Source organism: Sphingobium salicis subsp. salicis, assembly GCF_049472635.1.
Lineage (GTDB): Bacteria > Pseudomonadota > Alphaproteobacteria > Sphingomonadales > Sphingomonadaceae > Sphingobium > Sphingobium yanoikuyae_A.
Map to the genome: position 1 here is coordinate 3,174,739 of NZ_JAYRCS010000001.1, position 15,815 is coordinate 3,190,553.

The following is a 15,815-nucleotide window of genomic DNA, read 5'->3' on the forward strand; positions in this document are numbered from 1 at the left end:
CGACATCGGAAGACCACGGCGGCAAGTGCTGGAGCCAACGTCCAAGAAAGCTTACAGCTTAGGGTGATGCGCCCCGCCACTTATCGGTTGTTTTAGATAGCGGGGTTCCAGAATCGCAAAGGGTAGCTCTCTGCCGCTTTGTAACCCTCCCATTAAATGCAACCACATTGGGCGCTCTCCTGAACAGGTTGAATGCCGCCCCCGGCTTGTGCCAATAGGAGGGCAAGCGACGAGGGGTAAAAAATGACGGAAGCAGCAACCGCCGATAAGGCGGAACTCGACAATTCTGAACGCTTACGCTTCAGCGTTAGTCGGGTAAGTCAGGGCAAGCACGTCTTCTACACCCTTACAGTTCCCAGCGAAGTGCTGAGCAGAACCTGTATGGTATCAACTCGAAAAGAAGACCCGAAGCAGGGATTCCAGAGAGAGTTGGATGAAAAGCGTGCCGAAGAGATCGCTCGATATATCGATAGCGAGGTCGGAACCATCCCAAATTCTATAGTTTTATCCGCCCAACCGGAAGCCGATTTAAAGGTTGTAGGCAAAGGTAAAACTCTAGAGTTTTCTGATAATCCTCGCGCTTTCCTTATTTTAGACGGCCAGCATCGCGTCTTCGGGTTCTCTAAAGCTAAAACGGTTCTCCGCGTCCCTGTAGTTATATATAATGGCCTGTCTCGCACCGATGAAACGCGCCTGTTTATTGATATTAACACCAAGCAGCGGCCAGTCCCTCCTCAACTTCTCCTCGATATCAAACGGCTGGCCGCAATTGAAGGTGAATCCGAATCGATTTTGAGAGATGTTTTCGACTTATTCAACGAAAGCGTTGGTAGCGCTCTTGGAGGAAGCATGTCACCTTCCGAGTCAGCAAGGAATAAGATCACTAGAGTAACCTTCAATCATGCTATTAAGCCATTGCTTGAAATGTTCAGTGGCAGAGAGTCATTCGAGATTTATGCTATTCTTAATGCATATTTATCTGCCCTAAACTTAGAGTTGACGAAGAAGACGCCCAACCCACTGTTGTCAAAGCCCGTAGTGTTCAGGGCTTTTATGGGAATCTTTCCTGCCGTAGCACAGAGAGTATTAGATAAGTTTGGATCGACTTATACCGCCGAAAATTTTCTAATGATTTTGTCGCCTATCTTTCCCAATATTCCGATGAAGCGCTTGGAGCAGCCGGGAACAAGCTGGACAACTTTACGGGACTATCTTGACGGACGAATGCGGAGCAAATTGACGCTCTAAAGATGGCTGATCTAGCGCCTAGCCTAACATCGATCCTTTTACCCCGATTAGGCCAAGAGGCTTCGGTCGCGGGAGGAATCCGCCAATGGCTCATCAGCGAGCCTTACACCGCTTCGATATCAGGCGTATCAAACGTTATCACATTGCACGGCATCAATCTTGCGAAACTCATCAAATACATCGCATTCGATTATGAGAGATTTTCTTTATCAAGTCGAGAAAGCTTTAGTATAAGCATATTAGAGAGCCAGCATCATAATTTAATAAGCTGGCCAATGATCAAAGTTTACTACGCAGCTTTCTTCGCAGCACACGCTATCATGCGGGCTTCCGGTGCAGGGATTGTCAAGGTCGAACGACAGCAGGCCTTAATGATAGATCAGGTTGTTAGCGCTGCCTCAGGCGCACCTGCTAATTTCTCCGCAGGCATGTATCAATACTCGATTATAGAGAACGTGGCGGGCCAGATTGAAATAGAACTAAAAACTCATAATAGTGGCACTGGGGTTCATGACGGTTTTTGGCGATCTTTTCTGACCTTTCTGGATGAGAGAGCTTCTAATGCCGTATCTACTGGCGCTGCGGGAGCTTCTGATTTTGTAGCTGGCGCTTCCGAACTTCGGCCCGCTCTGCAAGGATGGCTTTCAGCGCGTAGAAACGACATAAACTATCAGCACGCCTTTGGCGTCTGGTTCCCAGTGGTCAAATCAAAGAAGTCGAATCATTATGTGCGCAGCTTGGTTTTCAAGCCTTCTAGGTCTATTGATGTTACTATTGGCGCGTCAGAGGTCGAATCTTTTCTAAACGTCTCTCAGTTTCTGTCCTGCCTCAATTGTGAGATTGGGGAGTTTCTATCGGCTCGGTCACCCGGACGGGCATCTTTCGGTGCCAAATGGAGGAAGTTCGGAAATCTTTACCCGCACTCTGTATTGTAATTGTTCGGCCTGAATGCAGCCCAAAAGCCGTATCGAAGATCAGCCTTTCTGCATTTCGATGCAGGCTCAGAGGCGAGCCTCCTTTCTGAGACGAACTGCGCCCTACGCCTTGATCCCTGCTGCGATACCAAACATAGGAGTTTGCCAGCGATCTTTGGCGGCAAGGGGCGACATGCAAGACCATCAGAACTCCATTGGCCACGAACCTGCTGGGGGCATCATCTATGTTCTTACCAATGATGCCATGCCGGGCATGGTCAAGATCGGCCGAACATCAGGCGAAGGCGTAGAGCGCAGGGTCGCCGAACTCAGCCGTGCTACAGGCGTCCCGTTGCCCTTTAAGGTGGCGGTCGCCCGAACGGTTCATGATGCCCACAAGGTCGAGAAAGCTCTCCACATTGCCTTCGGCCCGGACCGTGTGAATCCTTCGCGGGAATTCTTCTCTATCGCCGAACATCGAGCCGTCGCGATCATCAACGCCTTCCCCGGCGAAGACCTTACCCCGCAAACTGAACGCGCAGTCGAACGAGAAGTGGAGGCGGCGGAGCCGGGCACCATGGCAGCGGCTAAAACCTTCGAGAAGAAGCGCCGCCCTCCCCTAAACTTTGAAGAGATGGGTGTGCCGTTAGGTTCGACACTGGTCCACGTAGCGAGCGGAGAAACCGTTGAGGTGGTAGAGGCCAAGAAGGTGCTTCTACGGGGGGAAATGGTTTCCCTGACTATGGCACAAAGGATTGTGTCCGGCGCACCGTATGCGGTTCAGCCGGGCCGACACTGGTTGTTCAATGGCACCAGTATCGGCGACCTATACGAGGCGACCTACCCTCATGAAGGTGGAGAGGAATAGCTGGCCTCGCCCGATTGATCGCTACTCTCACCTCCATCAAATATGGCGTCGATTTCCTTTTCGGTAACACCGGCAGGGACATTCTCGTTCAAAGCCCGATAGACGCTGCCACGCCCTATCTTAAGCTGCTTGGCAATGTCGGTCGGACGGACACCTTCTGCATGAAGGCGGCGGACCTCATTCATAGGAACGGATGGTTTACGGCCTTTGTAGACCCCTTGGGCCTTAGCCTTTGCTATCCCCTCCATCTGCCGCTCCCGGCGTATGGCAGTCTCAAACTGCGCGAACACGCCTAGCATCTGTAGGAAGGCCATGCCCGCAGGGGTCGAGGTATCCACCGCTTGTTCCGTGGCGCGAAGGAAAGCGCCCTTCGCCTTAAGCGTCTCTACGATCTTCTCTAGATCAGCAACCGACCGTGCAAGCCGGTCAATTCGAGTCACCATTAACGTGTCCCCGGCGCGGAGGAAGGCAAGGATAGTATCAAGCTCTTGCCTGCCTGTTACGGTAGTGCCGCTCTTCTTCTCCGACCGGATGATAGTGCAACCTGCTTCGCGCAGTGCCGCCTCTTGGATGCTGCAATTTTGATCTTCTGAGCTGACTCTTGCGTATCCGATGATGTTCGACATGCGATATGTCCTAATAGACTCTAGACCTTCCAAACCTTAGTGTCCGAAATTGTGGAGTCAATGCTATTGGGACACTTATTCTGTTCCACCGGATTGTTCCCGATGGCTATACCGATATCGAACAACGCGGTGGTGCATATGATTGCTTCGGCGCTAGCGGCTGGTCCAGATTAGGAGGTGGCGTCTTACTGGCTAGGCTCAGGACTCACTGATCAGAGCCAAAAGATGACGGTGGCAGCGAGGGCGATGGCCGAGAAGAAGGCGTTGGGGCACCGGTCGTAGCGCGTCGCGACCCGCCGCCAGTCCTTCAGGCGGCCGAACATGATCTCGATCCGGTTGCGGCGCTTGTAGCGACGTTTGTCGTATTTGACGGCCTTGTTCCGGGATTTCCGGCCCGGGATGCAGGGGGTGATGCCCTTTTCCTGCAAGGCGTCTCGGAACCAGTCGGCATCATAGCCACGATCGGCGAGCAGCCATTGGGCTTTGGGTAGTTCGTCCAGCAAGGCCGCCGCGCCAATATAATCGCTGACCTGACCTGCGGTCATGAAGAAGCTGATCGGCCGACCATTGGTATCCGTCACGGCATGAAGCTTGGTGTTCATGCCGCCTTTCGTGCGGCCAATCAGGCGGCCCGCATCCCCTTTTTTACCGCAAGGCTCGATGCCGTGCGGTGCGCTTTGAGATAGGTCGCGTCGATCATCACCGTCTTGCGTTCGGATGCCTGGGGCGCAGCCAGACCTTCCATTATCCGCAGGAATACGCCTTTATCGCCCCACCGCTTCCAACGATTGTACAGCGTCTTGTGTGGCCCATAGTCTTTCGGTGCATCGCGCCAGCGCAGCCCATTGCGGTTCACAAAAATGATCCCGCTCAACACCCGGCGATCGTCAACCCGAGGCTTGCCGTGGCTCTTCGGGAAATACGGCTCAAGCCGTGCCATCTGCTCGTCCGTCAGCCAATATAGGTCGCTCAAATCCAGTCTCCTCACGGAGCCTGAATCACACAAACCTAATCATATCAATGGGTCCTGACCCTAAAGAGTATATGGTAAGTCGGGCGGCGATACAGAGGGTGGAGAAGCGGGTAGGATGATCGGGTAAGAATATACGGTAGGTCGAAGTCTTAGAAATTCGCCCTACTAACCATGCGATCCCATTCACAGATTTATGCCGAAATTTAATGATCCTCACAGGGTGATTTGAGATCATCTTCCGCTATATGTGCGATACCAACCATAAAAGGATCGCATATGGACGCCGAAGAAAACAACAATGCCAATGAAATGCTGGTGACGCTGACCGCAGATATCGTTGCCGCCCATGTTTCTAATAACAGTGTCGGGGTTAGCGATGTCGCTACCCTCATCGCTAACGTTCATAGCGCCCTGACCGGTCTTTCAACGCCTGTAGAAGCTCCTGTAGAGAAGCAAGAGCCTGCCGTTTCTATCCGTTCGTCGGTGAAGCCGGATTATATCGTCTGCCTCGAAGACGGTAAGAAGCTTAAGATGCTCAAGCGTTACCTAATGACCAGATACCAGATGACGCCTGACGAATACCGCACCAAGTGGGGCCTTTCAGCTGATTACCCCATGACCGCGCCTAACTATGCGCAGCAGCGTAAGGAGTTGGCGGTTAAGATTGGGTTGGGGAAGGCTGGTAAGGGGCGGAAGACTGCTACGCCGAAGGCACCGGTCAAGAAGGCAGCTAAGGCCGCTGCTGAATAATGGAACAGCGCCATGTCGCTTGGGGTGCAGCGGCCATGCTCCTTAAGCGACATGGCGATCATGCGCCGGTCACCGATCTATGGATGGTTACATGAACGATGAAACTCACGGGAAGGGCGACGATTTAGCCTCAACGGACTGGTCGGCAATCCTGAATGCCTCTGACGATCACAGTCCTTGGATATGCCTCACCCCGGAGCGTGTTGCTTGCCTTAGCTTAGAAGACTGTTTGTATCAGATTGATAGGGCTGTAGTTGACGTTGACCGGTTGGCGCTTGCAGCTAAGGCCGCACATTTGTCCCTTCAGGCTGCTCTAACCGCCGCTCTCTCCGGGTCGGCTAGCATCGGCGCATATCCAGCTAAACTACGCGACGAATATCTCCAGTTTTTCGAGGATAGTCGTTTTGCATCAATAGAGCGCCCATTGAGTGACCGGGTTATGGGATTTTGCGACTTGCTTGAAACCGCGATCAGGGAGCCATTACCGTGGACGCAGACGCCGTTGGAGGTGAATGAAGGCGAACGCGAATTGCTCGACCGGCTCACTGTGGTTCGCCATGCTGTCGAGCATCCCAAACAATCGCGACACTCGATTGAGCCAGCGTATATCGCGAAGGGGCTCCCGGTCGCAGCCCGCTTAACTACCGAATTGCTTGCTTCTGTATCCCATCACCTCGAGCCAGGATGCCTTGCTAGCGTCAAGCTGGTGGCAGGGCGCATATTCGACATGTCCTCTAGATACTCAGTTTAGGCTGAACCTGTGGCTTTACGGTCTGACTAATTGGATAGCTGCATTTGGGTCATGAAACCAGAAGTGATCCGGTCGCTAGCCACTCAAGTTGGATAAAAATGCCCTTCGGCGATACCCAATAAAAAGATGGGGTGGCGAGGCGCATGCAATACGTGATTTTGAGCGATTTAAGGCGCCATAGGGCGTTGATATCGCAAAATATCTAGTTAGGTAGCCAAAATAGGCGTTGCCCCTGTAATGAGCTTGAAATCGATTATTTGGCATAACTCGATTTAGTAGTGCTATCTAATACTTAAAGTCATATCTAATAATGCAGCTTTACACCATAATATATTTATAAATCTGGAAACAGCGGCATAGGTAGAGGAACGGCTGGCTTTGCAACATTTGGGTCATAGGCTGATACGGCCGCCCATTCGATGCCCCGCCATTCTACAACGGCTCCGCCCTTCTCGATCCTCACCAGCCCAGCGCCATAGCGGGCGACATCGAACTGGCATCGTAGGTCTTCGTCATAGCTGCCTATGAGCAAGGTGCCGTCTGATAGCCCGATCATGAACCTATCGTCATCCTCGTAGGGAACGGCGATCACGGTTTCTATGTCGCCCGATATCCGAAGCCGAACGCTTTCGGGAACGGACTCAACTCTGACACCCATAGCCTAAGCCTCTTTCCTACACCGACTCAAAAGGAACATATGGAGAACATAAGTCGGAACGAAGGAGGCTGACAATGGTCAATATCGATGCATCCACCCTCATGGGCTTAGCCGCTGTCTTGAACGCGGTTGCTGCGGTCATTGGGGCCATAAAGGGCTGGCGGCGATGATCTGTCAGTGACGCAGATACGCGATGGACTAAACACATAACCCTTCGTAAAGACGTCTTGCTGACTCGATCTTAGTCGTGAGGGTCAGCCCGCATTCGCGCGGTGAACACAGGCACTCGGCCATTAGGTCGGGCGGCCTGCTGAATATAATACCTTCGGGGAATACGCAGGGCGCGGTTCCCTGTGTTCACGCGCGACTAACCGTCCCGGCTGGCGGGGTGGTGCGGAGGGGCACAGGATGAACATATGCGTTCGAGCTTGATGATAGCTGCTGCGTTGACGATGGCTTGTTCCAGTCATGCACTGGCTAGACCGATGACGCTTGCAGAGCAGCTAGCAGTAGAAAACGCTGTTAAGCAGAGGCTAAAAGACCCGGAATCCGCTCGCTTTCGACACCCTAAAATCAATGTTCCTGCCGGGGATGCAGGTGTATTTTACTGCGGCTTCGTGAACTCGAAGAATAGCTACGGCGGTTACGCCGGGGATGCGGAATTTGCTGTAGGCTTCGCGACTGAGATTAAGAACGGTAAGCCCGACACATTAGCCAATGTGATCGAAATTGGCGATGCTGATCCAGATAGCGAAGACTCACAAGTGATGAGGAAACTTTGCGCGCGATTCCCTAATCTGCATTCGTGAGGGCAGGATGAAAGCCATTATGCTTACGGCAGGGGCCGCGATCCTTCCGCTAGGGTTGGCCGCCTGTTCCAGCCCAGCCCCCCAGCCGAAGCAGGAGGAAGCCAGACCGTCAGCAGCAGACCTTACGAGGGCCGATGCCGATATAGGCGTTAAGCCGGTCAAGACAGAGCCTGTGGCACCCATCGACGCAAAGGCAGCCATCTCAGTCTGTAAGGCTGGAATCGCCCAGCTATTCGGTCATTCCCCGAAGATCATGAAGGCTGTGCCACTCGGGGGCGGGATCGTTCGCATCTCCTACAAGCGACCGGATGACGGTAAGCCGTTCAAGAACGACTGCCAGCTACAGGGCAGCCGTATCATGTGGCGCGGGGTCGATATCAGCCCCAGTTCCGGCCCCGGTCGTTGGCGCAACCACCCTGACGACGAGATTCTGACCTTCAAGGCCAAAGGCAAGTCGGTCGAACTCACCACCACCTATTCGGACGGCTCCAGCGCCACCGAAACGCAACCCTTGCTATGACCGGAGTAGCAATCATGCGAACATTGATGTGGATAATAATGGGCGTAGGTATAGCCACCCCTGCCTGCGCCCAAGTAACCTTCTTTGAGAAGCAGGAGGTTTTTGCCGACTGTATGAAAAGCAGATTCCCTGGAGTAGCCCCAACCTATCAACAGGCGATGGCAGAACGCGATGTTTGTAACCGTGTGGTAGATGAGAAGTTTGCGGGGATGGTAGAAATACCCAGAACACCGTCCGTCCCTACCGCAGGAAGCCGCGATTATGAAGTCGAAGCTTTCCTACTAAGGGAGCAACTCAACAGCGACCTAGAGGCTGCGAACCGCGAATACCGGCTGCGCCGTTCGGGGCTGCTGCCATGATCCGCTTCCCCATACTGGCCATCATCACGGCAACGGCTGGCCTTGCGTCTGCTCCCGCCAGTGGAGCGCCTTCCATCAGCATCCCGGCTGACGGTAAAAAGCATAAGCTTTCCTACCAAGGTGATACCTTCAAAGTCCGATGGAAGGGCGACCAGATATCGGTCGATCGGATGGAAAAGTTCGGGAAGAACAACACCAGCCCGCAGGTTCGTGAATCGATGCGCGAGGTTGCCCGGCAGGTGACAGGTTGCGGGCTTAAGGATGAGTTCTACACGTTCATGACTTTCCGGCTGGAGGCGACATTGGTGTGCAGCGTCGGCGATCAAGGCACGAACTAGTTGCCGATATGTCCATGTTTAGAGATATTTAGGTAAATTTAGCTCCGACATTAATATCCGGGTTAAATCATCATCTTTCCACATAAAGTGTTATATTGCATTAACACACTAGCTATACCGGATGCCCGATTTCCCGGCGCGGGTATAGCAAATCGGTAGGTTGGTCGGACTGTTGGATCGGAAAAGCTGCCTTCAAAGCTAAATCCTCACCCCGCTCGAACATAGGGATTGAATTTTCCTGAGCTATTTGATAGAATTTACCTAAATGACGAAAATTAACTTGGCTAGATCGTCTAAACTTCCAAGCCAAATGCCACCTGCAAGGCTCATTAGTTGCAGAGCTTCAAATATTATTAGCAACCTCTCTTGCGAAGGTTAGTAGATATAATGCTATTATCTGATGTGCAGTAGGCCTACTGTCTTTGATGCTATTACCCGTAATCCTTGTAGCGGGTAACAAGTTACATTCTTTGGGGAACTTAGAGGCCGTAAGGCTGACCTCCTACCCTCCTGCGAGTAGATATAGCTCAACGGAACAACTCAAACATTTATGGGCTGATGCAATTGTGCTAGTGCATTCACTAGACATCAACACGGTGTGGCTACCGTCGCTTCTCTGTCAACGAGAACCGCAACAAGCATTTGAGCTATATAAGAACGTGTAAAAATTATATCGGGTTTAAGATTCCGCGTGAGTATGTCTTATTAAAGGTTATTGGTCATAATATAATCAATAACCTTCAACAGGCATCAACCCTAGCGGAGGATGAGTTGTATTCATTTACAATGAAAGGGGCGCACCTTTCGATGCACCCCTATTGAAATTTACATTAATAGTCGCTACCTATGAGCTTCTTTAGCTCACCTATGGTAGTATATATTTCCGCCTTCACCGGAGAAGATAGATCATTATCGAACACAAGGTAGATAAGTCTATCGATGATATGAGAGATGCTCATGTTCAATGTGGTTTGATCGTGCATGATGATAGATTCCTTTTTTTAGATAGTCAGATAGATGGGCCACTATCTTGTATAATCGCCCTCTGACTGCCTTAGGACGCAGATCAAGCCACTCTCGCACTTCCGAAAACTTCCAGCCTATCGCCTGTCTGCCGATACGATATCGGGGCGCAAAATCACCTTCCGACATAAGGCGGTAGATCGTGCTGCGCGACAATCCGGTCATCACCTCCACTTCGGGGCGACGCAAAAAGCGATCTTCAATCATGGTATTCCTCGCCGCTGTGGACGAGCACAGATATGCGGCGCCAATCGAGTCGCGTCAACGCATATTTTCCTGTGATATCAATTTCTTATTTAATGTCAAACCTAAAAAGCGAATTTTTCGAGTGGCATTAATAACCACTAATTTCGACCGATGTAGGCCGCCCAATCATCCATCAATGCGCGGCGCTTATCGAACAGATCGGAGCGGGCGTAAGCCGCCTCCGCCTTGTCTTTAATGCGATGCGCCATCGCCAACTCGATGACCTCTCTAGGATGGGCGGTAGCTTCGCCAGCCCAATCCCGAAACGAAGAACGGAAGCCGTGGGGGACGGCTGGTATCTCCAACTCCTTCATGAGCTTTGAAAGCGTCATATCCGAAAGAGGCCTGTCCTCTTTCATCCCCGGAAAGATCAGGTCCGACTTCGCCTGATTGAAGGGGGCAGCGGCATTCAGGATTGCGAGAGAGCGCTCGGTAAGGGGGACACGATGCTCTTTCTTCGCTTTCATGCGGCTGGCTGGTATCGTCCAGACCTTCTTGTCGAGATCGACCTCGCTCCATCGGGCTTCGCGTGTTTCAACCGATCGCGTAGCTGTAAGGACCAAGAATTCAAAAGCTAGCTTCGTAACCATGCCTGCATCGCTGGACCGCACTATCTCTATAGCATCAGCTACCTTGTCGTAGGGCAGCGCCTTACGATGCTGCACCTTGGAGCGGTCATGTTTGGACAGCCCTTGCGCGACCGCATCAGCAGGATTGTCTGTGCGCCAGCCCTTTGCCATCGTCCATTTCATAACAGTGCCGATACGCTGCTTTACGCGCCGGGCTGTTTCGGGGTGAGTGTTCCAGATCGGGGAAAGCACATGCAAAATGTCAGCACTGGTGATCGTGCTGACACGCTTGTTACCAATGAACGGGAAGGCGAATTTATTGAGGGTATTAAGCCACTGGTCGCCATGCTTCTCGTTGCGCCATGTCGGCTTATTGAGCGCATGGACAGCCTCTGCCGCCTCTTTAAAGGTTAGGATGGCCTGTGAGAGCTTCTTGGCTGCTAGAGGGTCTTCGCCTGCCCTAGCCGCCTTTCGGTGCTGTAGGGCCGTTTCTCGGGCTTCTACAAGTGAGACTAGGCTAGCAGACCCCAGACCTATGTCGCGCCGCTTTCCATTTACGACGATGCGCTGAACCCAACGTTTAGCTCCACTGGCATCTACTTTCAGGTAAAGGCCGTTACCATCCGCATGCATCCCAACTTTGGTGAGCGCACGGATGGTCGCAGCCGTTAGCCGCTTCTCCCTATGTGCCCCCGCAGGTTTAAATCCGGCCATAGCCCAACATCCCGTCCAACATTCGAAACCCACATATCAACCCACATAATTTTTGGGAATAGGCGGGATTGGATGAGAACGGGTTAGAACGCCTATCAAATAAGCTATTATTATATAACAATTTTAGGAATGCGTGGGAATAGGTGAGAATGGCGGACCACGGACTCCCGCTCCGCCAGCCCCCTCTCTCTAGAGGAGGCATGATCGACAAGGTCGCAATCCCCCATTCAGGAGCGGCAATATTCCGCCGGCTGATCAAATTGCGTCGTCGTGATGCAATCGCGGCCGCGCTGCTTGCTGGCGTAAAGCTGGCGATCGGCTTCCGCCATCCACAGCTCGGCGGGCAGGTCGGCATGGCAGCGGGCACTGGCGACGCCGATGCTGACGGTGATGAAGGGACTGACCTGCGACTGGGCATGGGGAATGTTGAGCGACTGGATCTGCAGCCGGATTTCCTGCGCAACCAGTTCTGCCCCCTGGGGGTCCGCGCCGGGCAGGATGCAGGCAAATTCCTCGCCGCCATAGCGCGCCGGCAGGTCGGTCGCGCGCTTGACCGCGCGGGTCAGTGCGGCGCCGACCATCGCGATGCAGCGATCCCCGGCGGGATGGCCATAGGTGTCGTTGAACTGCTTGAAGAAATCGATGTCGAGCATGATGACCGACATCCATTCCCCGGTCCGGGTCAGCCGTGCGCTTTCCGCCTGCAGCGACCGTTCCATGTGGCGACGATTACTCAGGCCCGTCAGCGCATCGGTGACGGCCAGCGTCGCGAGCTGATCGCGCAGGCGCTTGAGTTCGACATGGTTGCCGACCCGCGCGCGCAATATCGCCGGCTGGATCGGCTTGGTCACATAGTCGATCGCGCCCAGCGACAGGCCGCGCATCTCATCTTCCGTATCGCCAAGGCCGGTGGTGAAGATGATCGGTATGTCGACCAGCATGATGTCCGCCTTGATCTGGCGACAGACTTCGAACCCGTCGATGCCCGGCATGAGGACATCCAGCAGGATCAGGTCGGGCTGCACCGTGCGCGCAATGTCCAGCGCCTGCTGGCCCGACGTGGCGAAGCAGATCTCATAATCATCCTCCAGCACGGCGTTCATGATTTCGATGTTCGAAATCTCGTCATCGACGATCAGGATGGTGGCCTTGCTCATGGAGTCGCTCCTGCCCGATCGATCGACCGGCCTGCTGTGCCCGCACCCGGCGCATCGATCAGCGCGAGGGCGGTTTCATAATCCAGTTGCTCCAGCGCCCGCCGAACGGGATGGCCGGCGCGCTGATCGGGCGTCAGCCCCATCGCCTGCGCCAGCCGCTCGAACCCGGTGCGGGCACTGAGGCTCCGGCGCGCGAGCAGCCCGCGCAATTCGGTGCGCGCCTGTTCGACCGCATCATCATCCTGGACGGTGACGATCGCAACGTCCGATGCCTCTGCCCCCGCCGTCAGGCTGCGCGCGGCGGCGATCGCTGGTGCTATCGCCACCTCCAGATCGACGATCGCGGCCAGCGCCGGCCCAGTTTCATCCGCCGCCAGCATCCGTTCGATGTCCGACGCGATCTGCTGGACGCCGGGCAGTTCCAGCGATCCGGCTACGCCCTTCAGGCTATGGGCCAGGCGCCGCGCATCGGGCAGCAACCCTGCCGCCAAATGCGCCCGCAAATCCCGGCCGACATGATCATAGCTGTCACCGAAAGTGACGATCAGCTTGCGCAGCAGCCCGGTCTTGCCATTGACCCGCGCCAGTGCGGCGGGCAGGTCGAAGGGCGGCAGTCGATCGGGCAGCGACGAACCGGCAACCGTCGGCACGACCGGCGACGGCAGCGGCGTGGTCACTCGCCCCGCCTTCAGCCAGCGATCCAGCACCCGGACCAGCACCGGCGGCTCGACCGGCTTGGCAATATGATCGTTCATGCCCGCGGCCTTGCAGCGCTGCTTTTCCTCCTCATAGGCATGGGCCGTCATGGCGATGATCGGCAGATCCTCGGCGCTCCACTGCTCGCGGATGATGCGGGTGGCGCTGATGCCGTCCATTTCGGGCATCTGCACGTCCATCAGCACGGCGGCATAACCCGCCCCCTTCTCGCGCACCATGTCGCAGGCGATGCGGCCATTTTCGGCGAAATCCACCTTCAACCCGGCATCGTCCAACAGTTCGGCCGCGATCTCGCGATTGATCTCATTATCCTCGACCAGCAGCACGCGCAGCCCGCGCAGCGCTTCGGCCACCATCGGCAGGGCGGGCGTGGCCGGCGCGGCGACATGGACGACGGGCGCATGTTCTTCGGCAAAAATCTCGGTGATCGTATCCAGCAATATCTTGGGCACGACCGGCTTGGTCAGAAAGGCGGCAACCTTGTCGGTATCGACACCCTGCAACAGATCGTCGGCGCCATAGGCGGTGATGATCAATGCCTTGGGCTGGGGATGGCGCAGCGCCCTGCCGCGCAGCGCATCGACCGTCTCCATCCCGTCCAGGCCGGGCATCTTCCAGTCGAGCAGGGCCAGGTCATAGGGCTCGCCCCGTTCGTCGGCATGTTCGATCGCGGCGATCGCCTCGCCGCCCGACGCCACCAGGTCCACCGCCATGCCCCAGCCGGCAAAGACGTCATGGATGATCTGGCGCGACGCCGGATTGTCGTCGGCGGCCAGTACCCGCAGCCGGCGGACATGCGCCGACATCGGCATTTCCAGCCCCATCGCCCGGTCGTCCGCATCCATCAGCATGTGGCAGATGAAGCTGCTGCCCTGTCCGGGTGCGCTCTCGACCGCGATGTCGCCGCCCATCTGCTCCACGATCTGGCGACAGATCGCGAGGCCAAGGCCGGTGCCACCGAACCGCCGCGTGGTGGAACTGTCCGCCTGGGTGAAGGAATGGAACAGCGACTTCTGCTGCTCGGGCGTCATGCCGATGCCGGTGTCGCGCACCGTCAGCTTCAGCCGCACCCGGCCATTCTGCTCGGTCGCCGACAGGCCGATGGTGACGGTGCCTTCCTCGGAAAATTTGACGGCATTGCTCATCAGGTTGAGCACCACCTGACAGAAGCGCATTTCGTCGCCGATCAGCCGCTCGGGCACATCGGCGTCGACCCGCGAGACGACCCTGACCTGCTTCGCCTCGGCATTGGCCGCGACCAGCTGGATCTGGTTCTCGATCGCGCTGCGCAGGGTGAAGGGATGCGCCTCCAACGTCAGCTTGCCCGCTTCATTCTTCGAGAAATCGAGGATGTCGTTGATCAGCCGCAGCAACGATACGCCGGCCTGGTTGATCTTGCCGATATAATCCTGCTGCTTGGGGTCGAGGTCGGTCCGGGCGACCAGATGGCAGAAGCCCAATATGGCATTCATCGGCGTGCGGATTTCATGGCTCATATTGGCCAGGAACAGGCTCTTCGCGCGATTGGCCTCCTCCGCCTCGCGGGTCCGCGCCTCCAGCGCCTGGTTCTTGGCCAATATCTCCTCGCCCATCTTCTGGTTGCGCTGGAAACTCTCGACCAGCTTGTCGCTCAGCCAGACCAGCACTGCCGTCTGGAAGGCGACGATGCCGGCATGCAGCAGCACCCGTTCCAGATTGCCCTGCCCCGGAAACACCGCATAGGGCAGAAGATAGAGCAGCAGCAGATGATGCAGCGCCGTCGCCGTCGCCGCCGCCAGGATGGCGCGCTTGTCGCACCAGGCGATGGTCAGCGCCAGCATGGCGAAGAAATACATGTGCATGTCCATCTGCCAGGCATGGCCGCGCAGCAGGAACAGCAGGATCGCCGGCTCGCCCATCAGTGCGACGGCGGACAGATAGCGGGTCGCAGGGGCGATCCCCTGGCGCCACCAGGTCAGATGATAGGCCCCCGCCAGCAATGTGCCGCCCAGCGCCGCCGCGATCGGCGAATGGCCCGTGAGCAGGGCCACCGTCGCCAGCAACGGCACATGCGCCCAGAAGAGCGGCACGAGGAAGCGACCGAAATGGAAACGCAGCTTGTCCAGCTCGATAATCATGATGTCTGCCCCCCCGGCAATGGTTCGCCGCATTCGATCCGCGACGGCGTCGCGATCACGCCCCAGGCCCCCGCCCTGCGCAACGCCGCCGCGAAATCCGGCCGGTTCGACCCGGCAATGATGATGTTGGACAGGCGCCCCATGCCGACCAGCCCCCCGTCGGCCGCCCGCACCAGGTTGATCGCCTCGGCCCGCGACGCGCCCCAGGGCGCGATCACCAGATAGCGTCCCGAGCCGCTGCCGCTCATGATCCAGGCGGCAGCCAGCCCGACCAGCCCCGCCAGCAACAGCAAAGCCGCAGGCAAATAGGCGGACATGGCGCAGGACGCGTCCATGCTGCCCGCGCGCGCGGGACGGTTCAACCCCTTGAGCAACCCTGCCTCATCCATCGCATTATTAGGCCATGGAAGCATTTTACAATGGTTAAGAGGCCTTTGCCCGTTCTGTTCGCAAAATGA

16 protein-coding genes are annotated in these 15,815 nt (G+C 55.8%); 9 read left to right on the forward strand and 7 right to left on the reverse strand.

Going from position 1 to position 15,815, the window contains the following annotated elements; all coding sequences use genetic code 11:
- Positions 1 to 243 precede the first annotated feature (243 nt).
- The 3 genes from VHN57_RS15505 (at position 244) to VHN57_RS15515 (ending at position 3,030) form a co-directional block, all read left to right on the forward strand.
- Complete coding sequence (locus tag VHN57_RS15505; protein ID WP_423284414.1) at positions 244 to 1,248, forward strand: DGQHR domain-containing protein; 1,005 nt, start codon at positions 244 to 246, stop codon at positions 1,246 to 1,248.
- Positions 1,249 to 1,250: 2 nt separating this feature from the next.
- Positions 1,251 to 2,183, forward strand: a complete 933-nt coding sequence (locus tag VHN57_RS15510) for a hypothetical protein (protein WP_423284416.1) — start codon at positions 1,251 to 1,253, stop codon at positions 2,181 to 2,183.
- Between the two features lie 172 nt (positions 2,184 to 2,355).
- Positions 2,356 to 3,030, forward strand: a complete 675-nt coding sequence (locus VHN57_RS15515; protein ID WP_423284418.1) for a GIY-YIG nuclease family protein — start codon at positions 2,356 to 2,358, stop codon at positions 3,028 to 3,030.
- Here VHN57_RS15515 and VHN57_RS15520 read toward each other — a convergent pair.
- Entirely contained in the window at positions 3,009 to 3,656 is a 648-nt protein-coding gene (locus VHN57_RS15520) for a recombinase family protein (protein ID WP_423284420.1), read from the reverse strand. The two genes, VHN57_RS15515 and VHN57_RS15520, sit on opposite strands and share 22 nt — an antisense overlap.
- Before the next feature lie 212 nt (positions 3,657 to 3,868).
- A protein-coding gene (locus tag VHN57_RS15525) for an IS5 family transposase (protein ID WP_086027969.1) occupies positions 3,869 to 4,629 on the reverse strand; the annotation gives its coding sequence in 2 pieces (ribosomal slippage) (positions 3,869 to 4,293 and positions 4,293 to 4,629; 762 coding nt in all).
- Positions 4,630 to 4,905: 276 nt separating this feature from the next.
- Here VHN57_RS15525 and VHN57_RS15530 point away from each other — a divergent pair.
- From VHN57_RS15530 to VHN57_RS15555, 6 genes are all read left to right on the forward strand, one after another.
- Positions 4,906 to 5,379 (forward strand): Ros/MucR family transcriptional regulator, encoded by a 474-nt coding sequence (locus VHN57_RS15530; protein ID WP_423284422.1) that lies wholly within the window; start codon positions 4,906 to 4,908, stop codon positions 5,377 to 5,379.
- 91 nt (positions 5,380 to 5,470) lie between these two features.
- Positions 5,471 to 6,130: a hypothetical protein gene (locus VHN57_RS15535; protein WP_423284424.1), complete on the forward strand. Its 660-nt coding sequence runs from the start codon at positions 5,471 to 5,473 to the stop codon at positions 6,128 to 6,130.
- 1,074 nt (positions 6,131 to 7,204) lie between these two features.
- Positions 7,205 to 7,597, forward strand: a complete 393-nt coding sequence (locus tag VHN57_RS15540) for a hypothetical protein (protein WP_423284426.1) — start codon at positions 7,205 to 7,207, stop codon at positions 7,595 to 7,597.
- A gap of 172 nt (positions 7,598 to 7,769) precedes the next feature.
- Entirely contained in the window at positions 7,770 to 8,117 is a 348-nt protein-coding gene (locus VHN57_RS15545; protein ID WP_423284428.1) for a hypothetical protein, read from the forward strand.
- 14 nt (positions 8,118 to 8,131) lie between these two features.
- A complete protein-coding gene (locus VHN57_RS15550; RefSeq protein ID WP_423284430.1) occupies positions 8,132 to 8,476 on the forward strand; it encodes a hypothetical protein in 345 nt (114 codons plus the stop codon).
- Positions 8,473 to 8,814, forward strand: a complete 342-nt coding sequence (locus VHN57_RS15555) for a hypothetical protein (RefSeq protein ID WP_423284433.1) — start codon at positions 8,473 to 8,475, stop codon at positions 8,812 to 8,814. Before VHN57_RS15550 ends, VHN57_RS15555 begins: the two co-directional genes overlap by 4 nt.
- Before the next feature lie 933 nt (positions 8,815 to 9,747).
- On the opposite strand, the gene VHN57_RS15560 is transcribed toward VHN57_RS15555, so the two are convergent.
- The 5 genes from VHN57_RS15560 to VHN57_RS15580 all read right to left on the reverse strand — a co-directional run bounded on the left by VHN57_RS15560 (position 9,748) and on the right by VHN57_RS15580 (position 15,674).
- On the reverse strand, positions 9,748 to 10,044 hold the full coding sequence (locus VHN57_RS15560) for a helix-turn-helix transcriptional regulator (RefSeq protein ID WP_159366999.1): 297 nt from the start codon (positions 10,042 to 10,044) through the stop codon (positions 9,748 to 9,750).
- 137 nt (positions 10,045 to 10,181) lie between these two features.
- The gene (locus VHN57_RS15565; protein WP_423284436.1) at positions 10,182 to 11,366 is read right to left on the reverse strand and encodes a tyrosine-type recombinase/integrase; all 1,185 of its coding nucleotides are present in this window, start codon (positions 11,364 to 11,366) and stop codon (positions 10,182 to 10,184) included.
- Positions 11,367 to 11,593: 227 nt separating this feature from the next.
- Positions 11,594 to 12,523, reverse strand: a complete 930-nt coding sequence (locus VHN57_RS15570; protein ID WP_278986468.1) for a diguanylate cyclase — start codon at positions 12,521 to 12,523, stop codon at positions 11,594 to 11,596.
- The gene (locus tag VHN57_RS15575; RefSeq protein WP_278986466.1) at positions 12,520 to 15,357 is read right to left on the reverse strand and encodes a response regulator; all 2,838 of its coding nucleotides are present in this window, start codon (positions 15,355 to 15,357) and stop codon (positions 12,520 to 12,522) included. Before VHN57_RS15575 ends, VHN57_RS15570 begins: the two co-directional genes overlap by 4 nt.
- Complete coding sequence (locus tag VHN57_RS15580) at positions 15,354 to 15,674, reverse strand: hypothetical protein (protein ID WP_010338507.1); 321 nt, start codon at positions 15,672 to 15,674, stop codon at positions 15,354 to 15,356. The genes VHN57_RS15575 and VHN57_RS15580 overlap by 4 nt, the downstream gene beginning before the upstream one ends.
- Positions 15,675 to 15,815: the final 141 nt, after the last annotated feature.